Genomic DNA, 22287 nt, shown 5'->3' on the forward strand with positions numbered 1-22287 from the left:
TTAGTGTTTTACAAACTTACTGCTGAAAATTCCGGAGGAATGTTCGGCATTTAACACATACGTTCCTACTGGAAGATCGGAGATATTTATGATTGGTTTATAGGCATTGAGATGTTTTACTTCAATCCCCGCCATATCAATAATCCGGATGTGGGAGATATGAATCGCTGTTGGAACAACCAAGGTAATTTCGGTAGTGGCCGGGTTCGGAAATATTTTGATCGAATGTGTACTGAGTTCATCCGTGACCCCAACAACCTCTTCGGTTTCTGAAAGCAACCAAAGATCCGGATCGATGACCAGCTCTGCAATATGGAAATCGGTTTCTAAGATAAATTGTTGTTGATTATTGGTATGTTCAAGCCTGGCATTTAGAGAATCGGTTCGGCCTGCATTGTACAAGCGCACAGGCACCGGCATTCCGAAAAAATCGACTGATTCATGAGTAGTGGACTGACTTAGCGTTATTAATGTTTTTCCGTAATCGGTTGGTTTAAAACTGGCCGAGTAAATGGGATAACCTTCGCCGTAAAGCCAGTCGTTAAAGAACCCTGTTAAACTGGTATCTGCAGCCTGTTCAAAATGTGATATAACGTCCTCCGATCGGGCAAAACCATTGGCAATTGCGGGATCTTCGAAATAATTTTTAAGCCCCTGGAAAAAGGCATCTTCACCAATTACCCAGCGTAACATGTGCAAAAGATAAGCACCTTTTGCATACGACAGGCGGCTACTGAAAAGGCGCTCAACAGAAGTGGTGTCGGTAACATATACTGCTCCACCGGGTTCCTCTTTTACTTGATCAGAATACACCTGTTTCCATACCGGCCACCATTCGGTTTCAATGTTTTCGTATGAAAGCCCGGTTAAATAGGTCGCAAAACCTTCGTTAAGCCAAATGTCTTGCCACGATCCCATTGTTATATAATCGCCAAACCACTGGTGCGCCAGCTCGTGCGCAATCAGTCCGAAGCCAAAACTTCCCATAAAACTCATGGTTTGATGCTCCATGCCGCCGCTCCAGCCGAACTGTGCATGGCCGTATTTTTCGGCAGCAAAAGGATATTCTCCTATCAGGTTTTCATACAGCTGCATAATTTCAGCAGTTATCGGTGTTTTCCTCTGTGCATCTTCAAAATCCTCGGGATATACGTAATTTAGAATTTCAATTGTATCGCCATTTTCTTTTTCCAGATAATCAGAATAGCGCTTGTAATCGGTTACAGCAATGGCAACCAGGTACGTGGCAATGGGAAAACGGTGTTGCCAGTGCATGATTCTGGTGGTGTCGTTCAGCTGCTCAGAAACTAAAATTCCGTTGCTTGCCGTTTTGTATTGTTCCGGCGTTGTAACAATTATATCTATCGAATCGATTTTATCGGCCAACGATTGTTTGCAGGGCCACCACTCCATTGCGCCGTATGGCTCCGAGAGTGTCCACAGAACAGGAGTGAATTCCGTGCCGTGGCTGCTGGTTTCAAACGAGCCAAAGCCCGATTTGGGAGGAGTTCCGTGGTAAAAAATCGAAACAGAATCGAGTTGATCGTTCGAAAGAGGATCAGTCAGTTCAATACTAATTTTATTATCCTGATGTGTGAAAATTGCTTTGCTATTTCCTGTGAAAACAGAGTCAACAGTTAATGAATCGCTTAAATCAAATTCAATACTATTCAGTAATTCTGTTTGGCTTTTAAAATAGGAGGTCACGTTGCCCGAAATGTACCTAACTGCCGGATCTACCTGCCACTCCATTCGTTGGTATATAAAATCAGTAAGTGTGTTGTTCCGGCTTTCAACAAAATTCGATTTCAACAGAAAATTCCGGCTTTCTTCAAGCGCTATTTTGTCTGAAATGAACAGTTCATCTTTCTGTGCGATAGCAGTGAAGCAAATGCACAGTAAAAGAAGTATATTGGCTAATCGAATCATTGCCTAAAGATAATAATAGCAGACAGAACATTATTGTAATCTGTTTCATGTTTTAATTGTTTGTAAGAGTTACCAAGGATATCATCTCTTTAGAAAGATTACATCCTTTTTAAAGAATAAAGAACTACTTGTTGAAAGAATACCGAATTCCCCATAAATGCCTCAGGCCAACAACGTCATCATTAAAATAAACTTCCGGGGCAAGTTCAATAACCAGCGAAAGCCTTTTAAACGATTGCAACGGAAAAATTTCTAAAGCCACAGGCACTGAAAAAAAAGCATCTTCACCTGAATAAGGTATCAATCCGAAACCCAGCCCGGCAGCGAATTGGTGAAATTCGCCCGGCTTGAATTTGTAGGTGCTGTTTAATCAGTGAGACTGTGGTTTCAGGAACAACGTGAACTGAAATTACCAAGCCGAACTGATCCCGAGCATAGCCGAGGGATCTTTTGGGTTATATTCCCCGCCCTCGGGGCGATTAAAAGAAGAATTCCTTATTGATTCCCCGTCTGCTCTGCGGCGGGGTAGTTCATTTATTCCGGTATTATATTCATTTCCTTCGAGAGAAGTTTCATCGCAATACTGAACCAGCGCTTCTCCTGCTTCATCATCTTCATCTGAAATTGTGGTTTTCGTTGTTTGAGTTATTGTTGTATCATCGTATTTAGACCTTGTAGTTGTCGAGAGTGCTGTAGGGTCACCGTCATTCATCTCTTTGTAACGTTTTGTGGAAAGGGGAGTTGCTGCTCCCCAATTCGGTAATCCACGAATTGTTTTTATGGATACCGGGTTGCGGATGGTGCGGCTGATTAAACGATAATACCTGACAGATAGCGAAAATATCACGCAAATTATTGAATAGAACACTGGAATAAGTGGAATTAACCCACAAGGGAGTGCATTGAAGTCGGGAGTTCGTGAATTTAACACAAGGGGTAATGAAAACAACTCCAGCGTTGATGCATTGATCTCCACGGTAAATGAAAACATCATAACAATTGATGAAAACAACACCCGAAGCAGTGAATTGAACCCGGCGATGAGTGAAAAGATCTCGGGGCTTAGTGAATTGAACTCTGCGGTTAATGAAAACATCTCGCGAGGTAGTGAAAACATTACGAAGGGCAGTGAAAACAACTCCGATATGAGCGCAAAGAACATCTGGTGAATGAGTTACGAATTTTTCTGAATGGTAATCACATCGTTTTAAAACCTCCAACTATAACTAATAGCCGGCAAAAAAGGTAAAAAACTACTCTTGTAAAGTTCGGTTGTATAATCGCCACGCCAGGGTTTTCGTTGTTTGTAAAAGTAGTAATACGGATTTTTTCGGTTGTACACATTGTAAATTCCAATGGTTAATGTGCGCTCTACTCCATAACTTTCTCGCGTTCTGGTAAAACCAATGTCGAGGCGGTGGTAACTTTGCATGTTAAACGAATTTTTAGCCCCATAATATTCGCCATATTCATCAAACTGATAGTAGTTATCCGAACCATTTGGGATATCATTCATTTCAATGGTATTCATTTTTCCCAAAGCAAGTGTGATGGGGTAGCCCGAACCATAAACCCAGGTACTCGAAAAATTCCACTCTTCGTTTATTGGGACACTTACCACCACGCTTACATCGTGTCGGCGATCGTATTTAAACGGGTAGGTTTCGCCGAAGTTAATTTCGTCAAATTGCCGGTCTGATTTTGCCAGTGTATAACTCACCCAGCCGGTTATTTTTCCGGTTTTCTTTCGGGCAAAAAATTCTATGCCTTCCGAGGTTCCTGTTCCGTTAATGGCAACACGGTCTTGCCAGTCGGTTGCATTTCCCTGGAAAACTTCTCCTTCTTTAAAAGTAACCAGGTTGTTTAGCTTTTTGTAATACGCTTCAATTCCGGCTTCAAATTTTGTGGTATTTTTTTCAATACCAACGGCGAATTGTCGCGAGCCGCTTGGCGGAACTTTTTCGGTTGCCGGAACCCAGAAATCGGTTTCGAAACCTGCTGTTGGATTCGAAAGCATATTAACATACTGGTGCATTTGAGTGTACGATGCTTTTACCAATGTTGATGGGGTGATGGGAATACCAAGTGACAGACGCGGTTCAGCATAAAAGTAATTTTTGCCGTCAACCAAAAAATGACTGAGGCGCGCACCAAGGTTAAAATTCAAATGCTTGAACGAGAATATGTTTTCGATATAAGCCTGGCTTTCAAAAGCATTTAACGAAGTACTTCCATAAGTGCTGTCGATGTATGTTTCGCCTTCGTTTATGTTGCTGGCCCTTGTTTTTCCCGGCATGAAAAAATGAAAAGTGGCACCGGCACCGGCCAGCATTTTATACGCATTCCCCGGCTGAAACTCAACATCGTTGTTAACAGCCCAGTCGTAAATACGGCTTTTAAATGCCGAGTTGTACTTTGTATTGTCCGATTTGTTCTTGTACAAATCCTTGTCGATAAACCGGTACTTGGTAAACGACACTTTTGTGTTGTTGATGAGGCCCGGTTTAAACGTATGATTCAGACGTGCAACAGCAAGTAGGTTTCCCCATTTTACCTTTTGTTTTGCTTTTTCACCAGTTCCTAATACCTTCTCCCGATAGCTAAATACCAGTTTATCGTCGCCGGAATACAGGCTTAAAAACAGTTTGTCTTTTTCTGATAATTGTAGTGTTGCTTTAGCGTTTACATCGTAAAAGCTATAGCCGAACGAAGCCTTGTCGAAAGCAGCGAAAGAAAATGGACGTGTTAGCAAATCGAGCCACATGCGCCGTACGGAAATGAAATAGGAACCTTTGCCTTGTTGCAATGGCCCCTGCATATTAAAACGACCCGAAATAGTCCCGATGCTTATAAATGTTTGATCTTTGTTTTTATTGCCTTCCTTCATTTGTACATCCAGAACCGACGACAGGCGGCCTCCGTAACGAGCAGGAAAACCTCCTTTGTACAATTTGAAATTGTTAACGGCCTCGGGATCGAAAATAGATGAGAATCCACCCAGGTGATTGACGTAATATAACGGCGATCCATCTAATAAAATAAGGTTTTGTCCCGGTCCTCCGCCCCGAACGTGCAACCCGGTTTTTCCTTCGCTTCCACCCTGCACACCCGGCAAAAGCTGGTAGGTACGCAGCAGGTCGACCTCGCCACCAAGTGCCGGAAGTTTTTTCAACTCCTGCACCGGAATTTCGGTAAGGTTTGCTCCCATTCGTTTCTCAGAAAACAGGGGGGCTTTTATCGTAACTTCATCAATTTCAACGCCCGGTTCAAGATAATAATACTGCGGTGCTGGATTCTTTAGGTTAATTTGTTCTTGCCTCGTTTTATACCCGATGTATCGTATTGTAAGCATGTTTTGTGTTGCATCGGCAAGGCGCAACGAAAAATAACCGGTGTTATTGGTTGACGTTCCGGTACTGGTTCCGCTAATTGAAATTGTGGCTCCAATCAACGGTTCGTTGTTGGTTTTATCTTTTATATAACCGTGAACAATTACCTGCGGCTTAGCTACGATACATGAGCAAACAAATAATATGGTGAGTAGTGTTTTCAAGTGGCGTTATTCTGAAAAGTTTAAATAATAAATATCGCGCTGGTACCCGGCAAAAATGCCTTGCCCGCCGGAAACATTGGAATAGAGAGGAATAGGAGAATAGGGTTTGAAAGGATCTTCGTATGAGTAGGGCTCGTGTTTTAGAAGACGTTTGCGATATTGATAGTAATTTGCTGTGCCAGTTTCCAATAGTACCCTTAATTTGTCATTGGATTCATATTCAGAGCTGGCATTCACAGTTAATTTATAGTTTCTAACCCGTTGTGCGGTTTAATTTGTTAATAACCTTATTAATATCTATAACTAAAAAAAGTTATGCATAATCATGATATTCAATATCTTAGAAGTATAAAACACCACATTTTTACTTCTGTTATGCATAACTTGAAATCAAATTACGACAGATTCTTTCTCATTACCAAATCTGTATTTAAAAATCGCATCAACTCTTTCGATAATTTCTATTCGTATAGAAACCGCCCAAAGATGTCTGATTGTCAAATTATTGCGTTCTCTATTACTGGCGAGTCACTCGGAATCGACAGCGAAGCTTTTTTGTGGGCTAAAATCAAAAGCGAACATGCTGATGATTTTCCCAACCTAATCGACCGAAGCAACTTTAACCGCAGAAGAAAACGCCTTTATCCTTTTATCGAAGAATTGAACAAGACTGTAGCCGGCTTTCTCAATGCAGGAGAAGACTGTTTCCTGGTTGATTCGATTCCCATCCCTGTTTGCAAGAACGCCCGTGAACAACGCAGCAGGATTTGCAAAGAAAACTTTGAGACAGCACCAAACAAAGGCTATTCTGCTGTTAATAAAACCTGGTATTACGGCTACAAGCTTCATTTGCTTACCTCTGCAAACGGGGTTTTTCATAGTATGGACTTAAGCAAGGCTAGTGTCCATGATGTTCATTACCTGTCGCAGGTAAAGCATTCTGGGCTAAACAATTGTATCCTGCTGGGAGATAAAGGATATTTATCCAGTTCTCAGCAAATTGACCTGTTTTCTTCCTGCAACGTTAAACTGGAAACCCCCATGCGGGCTAATCAAAAAGCTTACACTTTGTACCCACCTGTTTTTAAAAAGTTTAGAAAAAGGATCGAAACATTGTTTTCTCAACTTTGCGACCAGTTCATGCTTAAACGTAATTACGCCAAAACACTTATTGGATTGTCAGTCAGAATACTCACAAAAGTTACTTCGGTGACTTTACTGCAATACATTAATTTAAAGAACGGTAAACCAATTAATAATTTAAAATATGCCCTGGCAGTTTAAACCGCACAACGGGTTAGTTTCTATTAAAAAAGAGTGCGTCGTTAAAAACAAAATAGGAACAATAGTCATTTTTTGTGATGCCTTCGGCTATGATAACTGGATCAAAACTTGTCTGTTCAATCGGATACCAAATTACTTCCGAACCGGCTGGATAACCATTTTGATCATAAAGAGGTTTCTCCCATCTGGAGTAAATTTGAATAGAATAGTATTTTACATTTGGATGATCAGTAAATGAGGTAATAATTTCTCCATAAGGATCTCCTTCTTCGTCCACTCCTGCGTTTTGCCTGTAGTTACATTCCTGAATTGAAACCTTTTCTGGTATTGTATCGCTTGCCGTTGCAGTTGGATAACCTGACACATCTACTTTTATGGAATACATATTTCCGTATGTAGGGGAAATTGAATTTCTGGTGTAAATGCCATTTTCAGTGTGTTTTAAAGTACCTTTTAAAATGTCGTTTTCATAAATCGAAACTGTGGCATCTTCAAGGTTTCGATCTGTTAAATCGGGGTAGGCTGCCAGGCGGCTAACATTTACAACAAAAGGCTGGCCTTCGGTAAAGAAACAATTTACCACTAGTTCGTGTGGTGTTTCTTCCACATCCAGGTCAACAACCTCAATGCAAGCCGAAAATAATCCGATCAACAGTATAATAAAGAAGATTTTATGCATTAAAAACGGTATTTAATTCCTATGGCAAAAGTAGTTTTCATAGCTTGTCCAAAAACAAATTCGGTGTTTAGTCCAAAGTCTTTGTAGATGTAGCAATCAATGCCAGGGGCGTATCGAAAATTGTCAGTTATGTGACCTTCTGAAAAAACAACAGAATATCTGATACTGTTGTACACTTTTAAATTGTTAACCAGCCATTCGTTTTTCGTAAACCAGGGTAAAACATTGAGTTTGTAGCCTATGCTAATCGGAGCGTAAGAAGAATGAGTGTAATTTGTTGTTTTGATCTTTCCAATACGTTCTACCATCAATTCGGCTGATGAACAATTAGTAAAACTGTATTCGGCGCTTAAACGTGGGTAACTGTAGCCATCATAAAATTCATAAGAATTCATCGATCGATGCACAAAATGAGCTCCGATGTTCCATTTTTTAGTGCTGTTGTTTTCGGTTTGAGCAAAAGCCAGAACTGGAAAAAGAAGTAAAAAAGTTAATATTGTTTTCATGGGTATAAAATAATTTATTTGTTGTTTAAAAATAGCTTTTGGTATTTCATCTCCGGATTCCTCCGGAGATGAAATTTTTTTTAGTATTGATGGCATTCAATCATATTCGTATCGTAAGAAACTGTTCCGTAATTTGAGAATTTCCACGAGTATTTCATGTCTAAACGAAATCCTGTTAATCTTCTTCGATTATCCCACAATGTCTTTTTTAGATTATCTGTGTAAGAAAATCCATAAGAATAAATAATGTTATTTTGTTTACCAATTCTTCGATAAAAACATCTGGAGGTAATTGTTTTATAATCTCCTCCACTCGGAGGGACAATTCCTAAAGGCGAATCTATCGTTTCATGTTTTAGGTAAAGTGGTTTCCCCGAGAATACGGTATAAATTTTAGAGACTAAAGAATTATAAATGCCGTACTTATTGTAGTCAACGGATGTTACTATACCATCACCTGGTTCATGTACAGAGTTCTCTTGTCCACAATAACCTGCAACACTTTTTAAATTTTCACCTTTTAAGATTGCAAATACATTATCATCATAGCTAAATTCTTTCATTGAATTTGCATCTACACTCTTTAATTCATAATCATCATCGATAAACAGAGCTTCGACCTTTTCTTCATCATGATTCAAAGTGAAAAGGTAGTGTTCAATAATAATTTGCATTTGCGGATTCAATAATGTGGCAAATTTTTCATCTTCAATCGGACAAGTTTGCATTACGCTATTTGACAAAGCAAGAAGTGAACTAAAACCAACTTCTTTCTCAAACAATTGATAATCTTTCACCTCAATAGTTCCCAAAAAGTCCAGACATTTTTGTTAGTCCTCTTCAGTTTCAAATACCATTATATTATTCTCAACTGAGAATGCAATGGTGTCAAGTCCTGCAAACAAGGGATTGTTTGTTGTTTCTTGATCTACAGTCGGATCAATAAAATCATCACTCTTTTCGCAAGCATTAAAAATGCTTAAACATGCTACAGTCATAGCAAACAAAACTAATTTTTTCATTTCTTTGTAAAGTTTTGTGGAAAGGGGAGTTGCTGCTCCCCGTTCCGGTTTATAAAACAAGTTGTGTAACCCGGTTCTTTTAAAGGGCTGGGTTACTTTTTGCCCTTGGTTTTATGTTGTTATAATTGTTTTCTATCCTTAAAGTATACACCAACCTCATTAGGTATAATCTAAAAATCAAACGTTGTAAACACCTCTGTGCTTTACACACTCCACCCTAAAATTTATGTCCCTCGTTAAAATTGTGTCGAAAAGCAGGGGCCTTCCTGAATCAACGTTACGAATATAAATCATTCTGTATTTTTATTGCGCAAAAAATATGTTAAAAAATTTATGGGGGGGGTAATTTTTACTTCTTCTAAATAAATCCTTCTTTTTAGATTCATTTTAAAAACCAAGCCATTAGCTATCAAATTGCTATTAATCATTACTTTTGTAGGTTAAATGATTATATTGGCATTGCCATATAAAAGAGACCAAAGATCGCGAGTCTAAACGTCTCTGTACTACTAATCTACAAGATGAAAGAAGTAAATACCACAGATAGAGGGATTTGTCGAACGAAAGTTGGGAACTGCGGAAAACTGCAGGTAACCGACTGGCTTGGCGATGTTCAGCCTGCATACAAAGGCGAAGATATTGTTGAAATACGTTTTAAAAATACCCGAAAAGATTACTACAAAAACGTAAATAATTTAAAGCTTAAAGTTGGCGAGTTGGTGGCCGTTGAAGGAAATCCGGGTCACGATATTGGTATTATATCGCTAATGGGGGAGTTGGTGTTTGAGCAATTAAAACGCCACAAAGTAACCCTGAATAATGGCGAATACCGCAAAGTGTACCGACACGCCAAAACAGTTGATATTGATAAGTGGAAAGAAGCCATTTCGCTGGAACATGAAACCATGATTCGGTCGCGGCAAATTGTAAAAGATCTTGGCCTAAACATGAAAATTGGTGATGTGGAATACCAGGGCGATAAAACCAAGGCGATTTTCTATTACCTGGCAGATGGACGTGTTGATTTTCGTGAGCTGATAAAAGTGCTGGCCGAAACTTTCCGCATCCGTATCGAAATGAAACAGATTGGTGCGCGCCAGGAAGCCGGTCGTATTGGTGGAATTGGTCCTTGCGGACGAACACTCTGTTGCTCCACGTGGATGAGTAATTTTGTATCGGTAACAACCAATGCTGCACGTCATCAGGAGATTTCGCTAAACCCGCAAAAACTGGCCGGACAATGTGGTAAATTAAAATGCTGCCTCAATTTTGAGGTAGATGCCTACATTGATGCACAAAGAGATTTCCCGCCAAACCATATTCCGCTTGAAACGGAACACATGACATTCTCCTTTTTAAAAGCCGATATTTTTGGTGGCATGTATTGGTATGCACCACGTGGTAACGGACCAGGTACGTTGGTCGCTGTTCCGGTAAAACGGGTGAAAGAAGTGTTGCGATTAAACCGTAGCGGCAAAAAACCCGAAAAGCTGGTAGTTGAAAAATATGATGCCGGAGCTCAGAAAGACGACACATTCCATAATGTGGTGGGGCAGGAAGATCTGGATCGTTTTGACCGGGGAAAGAAAAAAATCCGTTCGAAAAAACGGAGTAACAGGCGTAATCCAAACCGGAATAGAAATCAAAATCAGCCAAAATCACAGGGTCAACAGCAAGACAGCACGCAAAACAATAATCAGGAAGGTGGCCAAAGCCGTAGCTCGAAACAAAACCGCAGGCCGAAGCAAAATCGCCGATCTAATCAAAATCGTAACCAAAACCGTAATTAAAGAAAACAACTTACGTATTATAACGTTTGATTTAGTAATCTTTTGAAGAATATTAGTTTAAGTAGAATGAGTCGTTTTTTTCAAAGTATACTTTTTGTGGGAATTGTGGTGTTGCTGGCAGCTTGCGATTCGCAAAGCGTTTTCGATAAATATAAACCAATAAATAAAGGCGTTTGGCACAAAGATTCGCTGGTGGTGTTTAATGTGCCGGTTACTGATACCCTACAAAATCATAATCTTTATATTAATGTTCGCAACAGTGTAGATTACCGCTACAGCAACCTTTGGCTGTTTGTTACCATTGGGCAGCCCAATGGCCAGGCGGTTAAAGATACCTTCGAAATAGTGCTGGCCGATCCGTCGGGGAAATGGCTGGGCGAAGGTTTTGGCGGATTAAAAAACCGAAAGGTAATTTACCGGCGAAATGTGTTTTTTCCGCTATCGGGCGATTACACGATAAGCCTGCAACAGGGCATGCGAAACGATGAGCTAAAGGGAATTTCTGACGTGGGTGTACGGGTGGAAAAAGTCAAATAAAAAATCAACAGAATTTATTAATACAAGCAGTTTATTTTTGAAAAGTGGGAAAAGGAAAGCTGAAAAAGTTTGATGAAATGAAAAGCTTTGAACATGTTGTTCAGGCGCCGTTTCATAAGGTTGGCCACGATGATTTTCATTTAAAAGGAAAATGGGCGGCCGAATTTTTTAAAAACGATAATCCCATAATTTTGGAATTGGGATGTGGTAAAGGAGAGTATACCGTTGAATTGGCGGCCTTAAATCCAACTATCAATTATATCGGTGTGGATATTAAAGGTGCTCGTTTGTGGAAAGGAGCAAAACAGGCTTACCAACGCGGGATGACAAATGTGGGGTTTTTGCGTACCAATATCGAACTGATTACGCAGTTTTTTGGTAAAGATGAAGTGGATGAGATATGGCTAACTTTTCCTGATCCGCAAATGCGAAAAGCCCGGAAACGCCTTACTTCAACAACATTTCTGAATAAATACCGGAATTTTTTGAAACCAGGCGGCGTGGTACATTTAAAAACCGATAGCAATTTTCAGTATAACTACACGCTGGAAATGGCCAAGCTGAATAAGTTCGAAATATTGGCCGAAACCGATAATTTGTACGAATGGGAAGGTTTGACTGATATATTGCGTATTCGTACTTTTTACGAAAAGCAGTGGCTCGACCGCGGAATTCCCAGTAAATACGTGGCATTTATTCCACACGATGGCGAATACATTGAACCCGAAATAGATATTGAACGCGACGAGTATCGTAGTTTTGGGCGTAGTGCACGAGATTTGTAGATAACCTGTTATTTCGAAGGAAGAATGATTGAGAATTGAAAATCAACGGAGTTAAATCTGTGACTACAGTGAATAATTGTAACAGATTTCTCACTACGTTCGAAATGACAAAAGACTAAACAGTGAGTGATTTTTTTAACCAGGTATACGAAGTAGTAAAGCAAATCCCGCCGGGACGAGTGACATCGTATGGTGCAATAGCCGCCTGTTTAGGATCGCCGGGAGCCGCACGAATGGTGGGCTGGGCAATGAATGCCAGTCATTCGTACCACGAGTTTGTTCCGGCTCATCGGGTAGTAAACCGCAACGGACTGTTAACCGGGAAACATCATTTCGATAATCCAAATGCCATGCAGGAGCTGCTTGAAGCCGAAGGCCTGAAGCTTGATGGCGACAAAATCCTTGACTTCAAAGAAAAGTTCTGGGATCCGGGGAAAGGGTTGGGATAGAGTTAAGTTTGTATCAAACAAGTGTTCCCAAACATGTAAGCCGAAAGATATTGTTCTTTCTAATATTTATAATATTGTAGATGCAATGAATAATATTAATAAATATGTAGAACTAAGCGCCGCTATGTGTAAATTCTATATCATTCTATTTGTACTACTTTTCTCCGCATGCGATAAAGATCAGTTTGAAACCAACAAGGGGACATTTACCGATGATCGAGATGGACATGAATATAAGTGGGTTAAAATAGGCGATCAAATTTGGATGGCCGAAAACCTGGCTTATGTCCCTTATGTTTGCAGCCCCAATTCTGGTTGTGGTATTTATGTGTACAGTTATTCAGGAGAAGGGGCATATGGTAAAAATTATACAAATTATGGTGTTCTTTACGATTGGCATACCGCACAGGAAGTTTGTCCAAAAGGTTGGCATTTGGCCACAGATGAAGAATGGATGACACTGGAACTTTTTTTAGGAATGGAATTTAACGATTTGGATCATCCGAATGGCAAAGGAGACGAAGTGAATATTGGAGGAAAACTAAAGGATGCTGATTCCGGACATTGGGATGAACCCAATATGGGAGCAACAAATGAAACAGGCTTTTCTGCTCTTCCCGGTGGATATTTAAATAAGTACGACAATAGATTTTATGGTTTAAATCGTGTTGCTGCATTTTGGACTGCTTCAGAAGATGAATATTACAGAGCAATGAATAGAAAATATTCGTTTCATTACAATGGTAGAGAGCGGGAAAGTGTCTTGAAAGAACATGGCTATTCAGTACGATGCATCAAAGATTAAGATGAATAAGAAAAATATCATATACTGTTTATTTGGAATTCTTCTCATTTTAATATCCTGTAATAAGGACGAGATTGAGATAGAATCGGGAGTATTTATAGATGCTCGGGACAATCAAAGCTACAATTGGGTAAAAATCGGCGAACAAATCTGGATGGCCGAAAATTTCGCTTATGCTCCTGAATTATTAGACGACACAATAAACAGTGGTGTTTGGCTGGCAAAATTGAGTTTGTTTTCCAGTTCTGATACCGGATTCTACGATAGACAGTTTATAAAGGAAACAAGAGGATGTCTTTACAGTTGGGAGAAAGCCATGGAATTATGTCCTGATGGTTGGCATCTTCCAACAGATGAAGAATGGATGGAGCTTGAAACGTTTTTGGGAATGAACAGTGAGGAATTAAATCAGGAAGGAGAGCGGGGAGTTGATGAGAACGTTGGCGGCAAATTAAAAGAAACTGGTACTACTTTTTGGGATCCTCCTAACATGGGAGGGACAAATGAGTCTGGGTTTACAGCTCGTCCCAGCGGTCATCATAATTATTTTGCGTATTACCCCGACGCTACTTTTAAATTTTATGATGACTATTTTGATGAAGTTGCCTTTTATTGGACTGCAACAGGTGAAAATGAAAATGCAGTTATTCGATACCTACGGGATTCCAGATATGGAATCTACCGACGAAAATTCATGAAGACTTTTGGCTATTCGGTCAGATACGTAAAGAATAATTAGCTGTATGCTTTTATCATGCGAACAAATGTTCGTATAGATTTCCCAAAACAATTCACCCTCCCGAATGTTTTTATAATTGCAATTATTACTTTTGCACACAAATAATCAGTATTAAACAGACAATAATCAATTGAATATGGCTGAAAGTCAAAGAAAATTAATTGTCCCGAAAGATGTAACCGACGCCTTGCGTACAGTAAAATATCCGGGAAGCGAAGAAGATGTGGTGCAACTGGAAATGCCGCAGGAAATCCGCATTGCCGGTCAACGCGTAAGTTTTTCGCTGGTTTTTCAGAAAAGCAACGATCCAAATATTGAAGCACTTGTATTGGCATGCGAAGAAGCCATAAAAAAATACCTGGGTGAGCAGGTTGAAATTGAAGACAATATTGCGGTGAAATTTATTCACGATATGGAGCGCCCCGTTTTGCCCAACGTTAAAAACATTGTGGCCATTGCATCGGGTAAAGGTGGAGTTGGAAAATCGACTGTTGCCGTTAATACCGCTGTTGCATTAGCCAAATCGGGAGCAAAAGTTGGTTTGTTAGATGCCGATATTTTTGGCCCCTCAATACCAAAAATGTTTGGTGTTGAAGGCGAACGTCCGGCAGGTGTAAAAATTGGCGATCGCGAAATGATCAACCCATTGGAAAAATACGGTGTAAAGTTTCTTTCGGTAGGCTTTTTTGTTGATACCGACAGTGCCATTATCTGGCGCGGACCAATGGCATCGAACGCCTTGAAACAATTGATCTCGGAAGGAAACTGGGGCGACCTGGATTATTTACTGATCGACCTGCCTCCGGGCACCAGCGATATTCACCTGACTTTGGTACAAAGTGTTCCGGTAACCGGAGCAGTTATAGTTACCACTCCTCAGGATGTGGCTTTGGCCGATGTGGTGCGCGGAACAAGCATGTTCCAAAGTAAATCGGTTGATGTGCCGGTATTGGGTTTGGTAGAAAACATGGCCTGGTTTACACCGGAAGAACTACCTGAAAATAAATATTATATTTTTGGAAAAGAAGGTGGTAAAAGACTAGCCGATAAACTCGGCTTGCCTTTGTTGGGGCAAATTCCAATCGTTCAGAGCATTCGCGAGGGTGGCGATGAAGGAACTCCGGTAGCTGCCAATGGCGATACAATTACCGGGCAGGCTTTTGCCGAAGTAGCCGATAAAGTAAAGCACCGGGTTCATTTGCGCAACATTCAGATGGCGCCAACCAAAAAGGTGAAAATATCCCGAAAATAGAACCAAAAAAGTAGAGATGTACCTTTGTGCATCTCTACTTTTTTTGGTCCTCAATCCCTAAAAATATATTATTCCTGCCTGGCGATAATTAATTCTTTTGCACATTCATTTTTTCTTATTTTTGCAGCGTTTATAAAATGCAATAATTCAGTATTCACAGGCAATAATCTTGTGATTCCTGAGTTTATTCAATGAGTTAACAAAAAACTGTTTGAAGAAACGACTTTTACATACTATATTTCTGTTCTTATTGGTTTCGATTTTTGCCGGCTGTTCCACTGAAAAAAACACCCGCGCATCACGAACTTTCCATAATGTTACTTCGCGTTACAATGTTTATTTTAATGCCAACGAGGCAGTAAAAGAAGGCGTTGCAACCATTGAAGAGCGCATTGAAGACGACTTTACCCGAATTTTGCCCATCTACAAAGAAAGCGATCCGTCGGCTACGCGTTTGGTAAAATCAGATATGGATTACGCTGTTGTAAAATGTTCGAAACTGATAGAGATTCATTCCATTACAAAAAAACCGAAACGTAAAAAGGGTGGTGGTTCGCGTAAATACCAGGAATTTGCCAGTCAGGAAGAGTTTAATAAGTGGATTGACGACAGTTACCTGCTAATGGGGAAAGCCTATTTCTACCAACATAATTTTTATGCTGCTATCGATAATTTCTCGTATGTGGTTCGTAAATACCCCGACAATGAAACTGCCGATGAGGCACAGGTATGGCTGGTCCGTGCTTATACCGAGTTGGAACGATACATTGAAGCCAACGAAGTAATTCAGGCCATTCAGGCCTATGATGATTTTCCGAAAAGTTTGGAGCGTGATTTTGCCATCGCCACTGCGTTCTACTATAAAAAGCAATTTGAATATGACAATGCCATTCGCTTGCTCGATATTGCTATTGACAAAACATTTTGGAAAAAGGATAAAGCCCGCTTGCAATACATTGTGGCTCAGCTCTACCGGGAACTTGGCCAGAATGAGGCCGCAGCGACAGCCTTTAAAAAGGTAACCAAAATGAATCCTGATTACACCATGGCCTTTAATGCAATGATAAATGCTGCAGGTGTATTTTCGGGCGAAGGAAATATTGAAGATCTGAAAAAGCAGTTAAATAAAATGCTGCGCGACAAAAAGAATGTCGATTTTCGCGACCAGATCTATTATGCTTTAGGTAATATCTTTTTCCGCGAAGGAAACAGCGATGTTGCTAAAGATAATTACAAACAATCGGTAGCAAGCAGCTTTAAAAATCAGTACCAACGGGCGCTGTCGTCGATAACACTGGCCGATATTTATTTTGAAGATTTGAATTACCGTGGTGCGCAGTCGTATTACGATAGTGCGATGATCATTATCGACGAAACGTACCCAAATTACGAAAATGTGTCGGCACGTTATAAAAGTTTAAGCAGTTTGGTTGATAACATCCTTACCGTTGAACGTGAAGATAGTTTGCAACGAGTGGCACAAATGCCCGATGTAGAGCGAGAAGCACTTATTGCCAGTTTGATGAAAGCCGAGCAGGAACGTCAACGAAACATGGAAAACCTGTCGATGCAAGGTGCACGCAGTCAAGGCTACTATCGCTCAAACCGTTACCGAATGGGAATGGGAAATTCGGGTGGCGGTGGCTGGTATTTTTACAATCCGCAAACCGTAACCTATGGGCGGGTGACTTTTCAGCAACAATGGGGACGACGAACACTGGAAGACGACTGGCGCCGTTCGAACAAGAATACCATGTCGATGGAAGAAGGCGAGGAAATGGCAGAAGCAGAGGAAGAAGAACAGCGCATACAGGATCCGTTGAAAAAAGAATTCTATACGCAGGACTTGCCATTAACCGACTCGCTGATGACGGTGTCGCACGAGCGAATTCGCGATGCACTGTATAATGCCGGAAAAATATTCAAATCAGAATTTGAAGATTATGAACGTTCAGCCGAGGCTTTTGAGGAGCTGATAGAACGTTATCCAAACAATATTTACTTGCTGTCGGCCTATTTCGATTTATACGATTTGTACGAATTAATGGGCGATATTGCAAAATCAAATTATTACCGTAATCTCATTATTTCAGATTATCCGAACAGTAAGTTTGCACAGTTTCTGCAAAATCCAAATTTCTTTGTCGAGATGGCAGCCAAAACGGATAGCCTGAACCGCTTGTATCAGGAGACTTTCAGAAATTACAAACTGGGAAGGTATCAGAATGTAATGTCGCTTACCGGGCAAATGAAAAACATGGAACCGGACAGTGTGATTGTTCCAAAAATTGATTTTATGCAAATGGTGGCCGACGGAGTTTTAACCGATGTTCACAATTTTGAAGCCCTGCTAAAAGGCTACTTGGCACAATATCCGGCAAAAGAACCTTCGCCGCTGGCACAGGAAATACTTACGCTTATTCAGGACAGTACGCTCACCGACTACCAGAAACTGGTGGAAATGGGTTACATCAGCGAAGAGATTCAAAATGAAGAATTGTTGCCCGAAAACTTTATGGCTGATGACGAGTTTGGTGGGAAGTTCAGTTACGACGAAGATCTGTTGCATTACTTTGTAATTGCTTATCCACGCGAAGATGAGGATGATATTGATTTGAATCGCCTAAAGTTTGACATTGCCAATTATAACATCGATCATTACACAAAAATTGATTACGATATTGAAACAGAATACCTCGATGACAAACTGGCTTTTGTGCTGGTGCGCTCAATGACCAACAAAGAGAATGCACTGATTTATCATGGAGCGATTATCCGAAAAGCTTCTGTTTTCAAAACCTTACAGGGCATTGATTACATGAACTTTGTAATATCGTCGACTAATTACCGCGCGGTTATGCAAGAACGTTCAACGGCCGATTATATGAAGTTCTTTGTGAAAAATTACAGCCGTTTTATCCGCTCAAATTTCTCTGACGACGAAATGGATATTTCGCCTGAAGAGCTAATGGCGCGTGCCGAAGCAGAAGATAATGCGCTGAAAGAACGAGGGACTTTCGTAACGGTAAAATCCGGGCCGCAAGGATTGTATAATACCACCGTTGATACCACCCAGAATTTTGTGATTGCTGTTAAAGACAAAGGTCTTTCGCTGCGACCGTTAATGCGAGGATTTGCTGACTTTAACCGCGACGAGTTCCGGTCATGGAATCTGGCGCTACAAGTAAAAGAAGTGGGCGATTACCAGTTGCTGGTTATTCACGGAATACCTGCGCTGAACGAATCGATGTCGTATTTCCGCAGGGCAAATACCACACGTAGTTTGTTTGAGCCGCTCGGACAATCAACGTATCGCAACTTCCTTATTACGGATGAAAACCTGGAGACTTTGCTCGACGAGAATAAAGTGGATCAGTACATCACTTTCTTCCGCAACAATTACATCCAGCGCAGGGCTTCCAGTTCGTCATCGGCGGCTGAAAGTCAGACTACAACTCAACCAACAACTACGCAGGCAGCAGAACCATTACCGGCTGTTGAGGCAGACGATACCTCAATAGAAGATTTACCTTACAACCAGGAAATTGAAGGCCCACACCGTATTGTGTTCGTAATTCCAGCAGTAGGTGTATTTAAAGATGCTTTTATAAAAGGAATTCAACAATATAACCAGTCGAATTTTGCCAACTCAGGCTTTACCATCGAAGAACAACAACTCGATCAGGTTCGCCAACTGATTATTGTAAAAGGGATGGAAGACCAGGCAACGGCTCGCCTGTACTTTAGTGTGGTGGTGCGTAACCGCGATTTGTTCGACCCGCTTGGAACTGCCCAGTACCGTAATTTCCTTATTTCGGATGAGAACTTCGAAATTTTCCTCCGCGAGAAGAACATTACCGACTACATGGACTTCTACAAAAAGGTATACCTCGAGAAATAGTCATCGTTTCGCATTAATTTTTTGCGATTGATAACGTTGGAACAGAACTCTTAAAGTTTGTTAAGCACATACTTTAACGGTACCTTTTTTGTTGTTACCTTTAGGTAGTGTTGTGTCATGCCTGCTCTAACGGCCCAAGTTTTGTTCTTTTTCGTTTTTGCTCATCATAAAAAGATTCACGTAGCTATGGCTATGCTTACTTTTTATGATTTCGTAAAATTCAAAAAAATAACTGCAACTTAACCGTCATTTCAGACATGACACGACACTTCTTTTAATTGATTAGGACATTAGAAAACAGAAATAGAAAACAAAAAGAATTACACATGAACAAGCCAAGAATACTTTGGACAGACGACGAAATAGATCTCCTGCGTGCACACATTATATTTCTGCAGGAAAAAGGATACGAAGTAGAAACCGCCACCAACGGACTCGATGCTATTGAGAAAGTGGAATCGGGGTATTTCGATATTATTTTCCTCGATGAAAATATGCCGGGCATGACCGGTTTGGAAACGCTGACAAAAATTAAAGATATAGCGCCCAATGTACCGGTGGTAATGATTACCAAAAGCGAAGAGGAAAATATTATGGATGAGGCAGTTGGCGCAAAGATTTCCGATTACCTGATAAAACCGGTAAACCCGAAACAGATTTTATTGACGCTGAAAAAGAACATCGACCAGAAACGACTGGTTACTGAGCAAACAACATCGAAATACCAGATGCAATTTGCCCAGATTGGGATGAAATTGAACGACCGCCTTACTTTTGACGAGTGGAAAGATATTTACCGGCAGCTGGTGTATTGGGAGCTGGAATTAAGCGAGTCGGAAGATTCAGCCATGGATGAGATTCTGACCATGCAGAAAGAGGAAGCCAACAAAGCTTTTTTCCGGTTTATAAAAGAAAATTATCAGGATTGGTTTACTACCGATTTTGAAGATCGCCCGATGTTGTCGACTGATATTTTCAAGCACCGTGTTTTTCCGCATCTCAACGATGGTAAAAAAACCTTTGTACTGATAATAGACAACCTGCGTTACGACCAGTGGCGGATATTAAGCCCCGAAATTAATACCTACTTCCGTACCCTTACCGAAGATCTGTACTGCGGAATTTTGCCCACTGCAACAATGTATGCCCGTAACGCTATGTTTGCAGGGTTAATGCCTTCTGAAATTGAAAAGTTATACCCGCAATTGTGGCTCGATGATGATAATGAAGGACACAAAAACAGAAATGAGCAAGAGTTGTTACACACGCAGTTAGATCGATTTTCGCGCAAAGAAAGCCTGTATTTTGAAAAGGGGTCAGGTGCTAAAAAAGAGCGTTGGGTGCAGGATAATCTGAATAATATTCTGAAAAACGACCTTTCGGTGATGGTGGTAAATTTTGTGGATATGATTTCGCATGCCCGTACCGAAATGGACATGATACGCGAATTGGCCAACAACGAAAAGGCCTATCGCTCCTTAACTTTAAGCTGGTTTAAAAACTCATCGTTACTGGAGTTGCTAAAGTTGCTTGCCGATGAAGATATCCGGGTGGTAATTACTACCGACCACGGTGCGATACGTGTTGAAAATCCTGTAAAAATTATTGGCGACCGCGAAACCAATACCAACCTACGTTATAAACTGGGTAAGAATTTAAACTTCAAATCGAAAAATGTATTTGAAGTTCGCGATCCAAGAAGTATATTTTTGCCGTCGCGGAATGTGAGTACCAGCTATGTTTTTGCACAGGGAACCGATTTTTTCGCCTATCCGAACAATTACAATTATTACGCGAATTATTACAAAGATACTTTCCAGCACGGAGGAATATCAATGGAAGAGTTGATTATTCCGGTAATCACGCTCGAGCCTAAAAAGTAGTTAAGTTGTCATTTCGATGGAGGAACGACTGAGAAATCTGTAGTTCGCGATGGTTCGATACAGATTCCTTTCTTCGTTTCCAAAGACAAAATTTTGAGCAAGACCCTGAAACAAGCTCAGGGTGACGTTTTTAGCGAGTAGGGGAGGCATGACCTAATACGTCATGCTGAACTCGTTTCAGCATCTTTGTCATCTCCTCATTAAGCACAAAAATTTTGAATGGACTTTTGCAAAAAGACATAAAGCCATTATTCTTAGTGTCTTGGTGACTTTGTGTTCTACCCTTTACTCCGTTTTACCACAAAGTCTCCTTTCTCAGCACCCACTTTTTGGCCTATAATCGGGCATTTTACCATTAACAGATAAAACAATCGAGGATCACTTTCGTCCATTAAACCTTCAAAATTGCCCATGCCTTTTGAGATAATCAGATCAGCCGAACGGTAGATCTCCAGAAACTCTTTACTAACACGGTGTAACAGTGTTGAAGGTGCATCATCGCCATTTGTGATTAAGGTGGCAACGTTCTGCAAACCTATTTCTTTAGCTTCTTTTAAAGTAGCATCGTTTAAAATGGGTTGGTCGCGAACGGCAAATATCACGTTGGGGTGATCAATCGTTTCCAGGAATAGTTTGTCCATTACAATTTCGCCGCAGTTATCGCCCAGGTATAAAATGGTTTTCGCTTTTTTTATTTCGGCTTCCAAAGCTTCCGAATCATCAATGGCAAATTGGGTTTGAAAGACCTTCTCGATTGTTCCATCCACATCAAAATGATGCGTTGGGCCAAAGTCGATAATGTTGCCAGCTATGGCGTAGCGTAATGCTGTATCAAATTTATTGTCCGACTCTTTCACCTTTTTCCTGAACTCGCTGTAGCGGTTTAGCAGTGCCTGGTTGCTTTCCTTTTTTTCAGCGCCATACGGATCTTTTATTTCCGATTCTTTCTCCAGTTTCTTTAAAATATTACGGGTAATTTCGGGAGAGTAACTATCGTCGAGGTCAATGCCGGCAATACTTGAAATAGCCTGACTAACAATTGCATTTCGTTTTTCCTCCACAATTTCGTATTTGTCCATACGTTTTTGCAGCCCTTTAACCTGGCAAATAAGGCATTCGTAGTTCATGCGATAAAAGTTTGAAGTCGGAAGGCAAAAGACCGAAGTTCTGGTT

19 protein-coding genes are annotated in these 22287 nt (G+C 40.6%); 10 read left to right on the forward strand and 9 right to left on the reverse strand.

Annotated elements, in window-relative coordinates; all coding sequences use genetic code 11:
• The 4 genes from G0Q07_RS02380 to G0Q07_RS21235 form a co-directional block, all read right to left on the reverse strand.
• On the reverse strand, window positions 1-1929 hold the full coding sequence (locus G0Q07_RS02380) for a M1 family aminopeptidase (protein WP_163344577.1): 1929 nt from the start codon (window positions 1927-1929) through the stop codon (window positions 1-3).
• 409 nt (window positions 1930-2338) lie between these two features.
• Window positions 2339-3046, reverse strand: a complete 708-nt coding sequence (locus G0Q07_RS02385) for a hypothetical protein (RefSeq protein ID WP_163344578.1) — start codon at window positions 3044-3046, stop codon at window positions 2339-2341.
• A gap of 90 nt (window positions 3047-3136) precedes the next feature.
• Window positions 3137-5482 carry a TonB-dependent receptor gene (locus tag G0Q07_RS02390; RefSeq protein ID WP_163344579.1) on the reverse strand — a complete coding sequence of 782 codons (2346 nt, stop codon included), beginning with the start codon at window positions 5480-5482 and terminating at the stop codon, window positions 3137-3139.
• A 6-nt stretch (window positions 5483-5488) separates the two neighbouring features.
• Window positions 5489-5719 carry a DUF4249 family protein gene (locus tag G0Q07_RS21235; protein ID WP_394366530.1) on the reverse strand — a complete coding sequence of 77 codons (231 nt, stop codon included), beginning with the start codon at window positions 5717-5719 and terminating at the stop codon, window positions 5489-5491.
• A gap of 249 nt (window positions 5720-5968) precedes the next feature.
• On the opposite strand from G0Q07_RS21235, the gene G0Q07_RS02400 reads away from it, so the two are divergent.
• The gene (locus G0Q07_RS02400) at window positions 5969-6766 is read left to right on the forward strand and encodes an IS982 family transposase (RefSeq protein WP_163344491.1); all 798 of its coding nucleotides are present in this window, start codon (window positions 5969-5971) and stop codon (window positions 6764-6766) included.
• A 13-nt stretch (window positions 6767-6779) separates the two neighbouring features.
• Here the strand turns inward: G0Q07_RS02400 and G0Q07_RS02405 are convergent, their stop codons facing one another.
• From G0Q07_RS02405 to G0Q07_RS02420, 4 genes are all read right to left on the reverse strand, one after another.
• A complete protein-coding gene (locus G0Q07_RS02405; RefSeq protein ID WP_163344581.1) occupies window positions 6780-7445 on the reverse strand; it encodes a DUF4249 domain-containing protein in 666 nt (221 codons plus the stop codon).
• Window positions 7445-7951, reverse strand: coding sequence for a hypothetical protein (locus G0Q07_RS02410; protein WP_163344582.1), 507 nt, complete (start codon window positions 7949-7951; stop codon window positions 7445-7447). Before G0Q07_RS02410 ends, G0Q07_RS02405 begins: the two co-directional genes overlap by 1 nt.
• A gap of 80 nt (window positions 7952-8031) precedes the next feature.
• A complete protein-coding gene (locus G0Q07_RS02415; protein WP_163344583.1) occupies window positions 8032-8763 on the reverse strand; it encodes a hypothetical protein in 732 nt (243 codons plus the stop codon).
• Window positions 8764-8781: 18 nt separating this feature from the next.
• Window positions 8782-8973 (reverse strand): hypothetical protein, encoded by a 192-nt coding sequence (locus G0Q07_RS02420; protein WP_163344584.1) that lies wholly within the window; start codon window positions 8971-8973, stop codon window positions 8782-8784.
• Window positions 8974-9494: 521 nt separating this feature from the next.
• Between G0Q07_RS02420 and G0Q07_RS02425 the strand changes: the two genes are divergently transcribed.
• From G0Q07_RS02425 to porX, 9 genes are all read left to right on the forward strand, one after another.
• Entirely contained in the window at window positions 9495-10763 is a 1269-nt protein-coding gene (locus G0Q07_RS02425) for a PSP1 domain-containing protein (RefSeq protein WP_163344585.1), read from the forward strand.
• A gap of 66 nt (window positions 10764-10829) precedes the next feature.
• On the forward strand, window positions 10830-11300 hold the full coding sequence (locus G0Q07_RS02430; RefSeq protein WP_163344586.1) for a gliding motility lipoprotein GldH: 471 nt from the start codon (window positions 10830-10832) through the stop codon (window positions 11298-11300).
• Between the two features lie 44 nt (window positions 11301-11344).
• Window positions 11345-12085: a tRNA (guanosine(46)-N7)-methyltransferase TrmB gene (gene trmB, locus G0Q07_RS02435; RefSeq protein WP_163344587.1), complete on the forward strand. Its 741-nt coding sequence runs from the start codon at window positions 11345-11347 to the stop codon at window positions 12083-12085.
• 122 nt (window positions 12086-12207) lie between these two features.
• On the forward strand, window positions 12208-12534 hold the full coding sequence (locus tag G0Q07_RS02440; RefSeq protein WP_163344588.1) for an MGMT family protein: 327 nt from the start codon (window positions 12208-12210) through the stop codon (window positions 12532-12534).
• An 85-nt stretch (window positions 12535-12619) separates the two neighbouring features.
• Complete coding sequence (locus G0Q07_RS02445; RefSeq protein WP_163344589.1) at window positions 12620-13339, forward strand: fibrobacter succinogenes major paralogous domain-containing protein; 720 nt, start codon at window positions 12620-12622, stop codon at window positions 13337-13339.
• A gap of 1 nt (window position 13340) precedes the next feature.
• Complete coding sequence (locus tag G0Q07_RS02450; RefSeq protein WP_163344590.1) at window positions 13341-14078, forward strand: fibrobacter succinogenes major paralogous domain-containing protein; 738 nt, start codon at window positions 13341-13343, stop codon at window positions 14076-14078.
• Window positions 14079-14214: 136 nt separating this feature from the next.
• Window positions 14215-15330, forward strand: a complete 1116-nt coding sequence (locus G0Q07_RS02455) for an Mrp/NBP35 family ATP-binding protein (protein ID WP_163344591.1) — start codon at window positions 14215-14217, stop codon at window positions 15328-15330.
• Between the two features lie 211 nt (window positions 15331-15541).
• Complete coding sequence (porW, locus tag G0Q07_RS02460) at window positions 15542-19231, forward strand: type IX secretion system periplasmic lipoprotein PorW/SprE (protein ID WP_163344592.1); 3690 nt, start codon at window positions 15542-15544, stop codon at window positions 19229-19231.
• 326 nt (window positions 19232-19557) lie between these two features.
• On the forward strand, window positions 19558-21114 hold the full coding sequence (gene porX / locus G0Q07_RS02465) for a T9SS response regulator signal transducer PorX (RefSeq protein WP_163344593.1): 1557 nt from the start codon (window positions 19558-19560) through the stop codon (window positions 21112-21114).
• Window positions 21115-21392: 278 nt separating this feature from the next.
• Here the strand turns inward: porX and G0Q07_RS02470 are convergent, their stop codons facing one another.
• Window positions 21393-22241, reverse strand: coding sequence for a damage-control phosphatase ARMT1 family protein (locus tag G0Q07_RS02470; protein ID WP_163344594.1), 849 nt, complete (start codon window positions 22239-22241; stop codon window positions 21393-21395).
• Between the last annotated feature and the right edge of the window lie 46 nt (window positions 22242-22287).

The organism is Draconibacterium halophilum, from assembly GCF_010448835.1.
Classification (GTDB): Bacteria; Bacteroidota; Bacteroidia; order Bacteroidales; family Prolixibacteraceae; genus Draconibacterium; species Draconibacterium halophilum.

Bases quoted from the DNA above. Each gene is read 5' to 3' on its own strand.
- G0Q07_RS02380 (WP_163344577.1), bottom strand. From the start codon at position 1,929: ATGATTCGATTAGCCAATATACTTCTTTTACTGTGCATTTGCTTCACT.
- G0Q07_RS02385 (WP_163344578.1), bottom strand. From the start codon at position 3,046: ATGTTTTCACTACCTCGCGAGATGTTTTCATTAACCGCAGAGTTCAAT.
- G0Q07_RS02400 (WP_163344491.1), top strand. From the start codon at position 5,969: ATGTCTGATTGTCAAATTATTGCGTTCTCTATTACTGGCGAGTCACTC.
- G0Q07_RS02405 (WP_163344581.1), bottom strand. From the start codon at position 7,445: ATGCATAAAATCTTCTTTATTATACTGTTGATCGGATTATTTTCGGCT.
- G0Q07_RS02410 (WP_163344582.1), bottom strand. From the start codon at position 7,951: ATGAAAACAATATTAACTTTTTTACTTCTTTTTCCAGTTCTGGCTTTT.
- G0Q07_RS02420 (WP_163344584.1), bottom strand. From the start codon at position 8,973: ATGAAAAAATTAGTTTTGTTTGCTATGACTGTAGCATGTTTAAGCATT.
- G0Q07_RS02425 (WP_163344585.1), top strand. From the start codon at position 9,495: ATGAAAGAAGTAAATACCACAGATAGAGGGATTTGTCGAACGAAAGTT.
- G0Q07_RS02430 (WP_163344586.1), top strand. From the start codon at position 10,830: ATGAGTCGTTTTTTTCAAAGTATACTTTTTGTGGGAATTGTGGTGTTG.
- G0Q07_RS02445 (WP_163344589.1), top strand. From the start codon at position 12,620: ATGAATAATATTAATAAATATGTAGAACTAAGCGCCGCTATGTGTAAA.
- G0Q07_RS02450 (WP_163344590.1), top strand. From the start codon at position 13,341: ATGAATAAGAAAAATATCATATACTGTTTATTTGGAATTCTTCTCATT.
- G0Q07_RS02455 (WP_163344591.1), top strand. From the start codon at position 14,215: ATGGCTGAAAGTCAAAGAAAATTAATTGTCCCGAAAGATGTAACCGAC.
- porX (WP_163344593.1), top strand. From the start codon at position 19,558: ATGAACAAGCCAAGAATACTTTGGACAGACGACGAAATAGATCTCCTG.
- G0Q07_RS02470 (WP_163344594.1), bottom strand. From the start codon at position 22,241: ATGAACTACGAATGCCTTATTTGCCAGGTTAAAGGGCTGCAAAAACGT.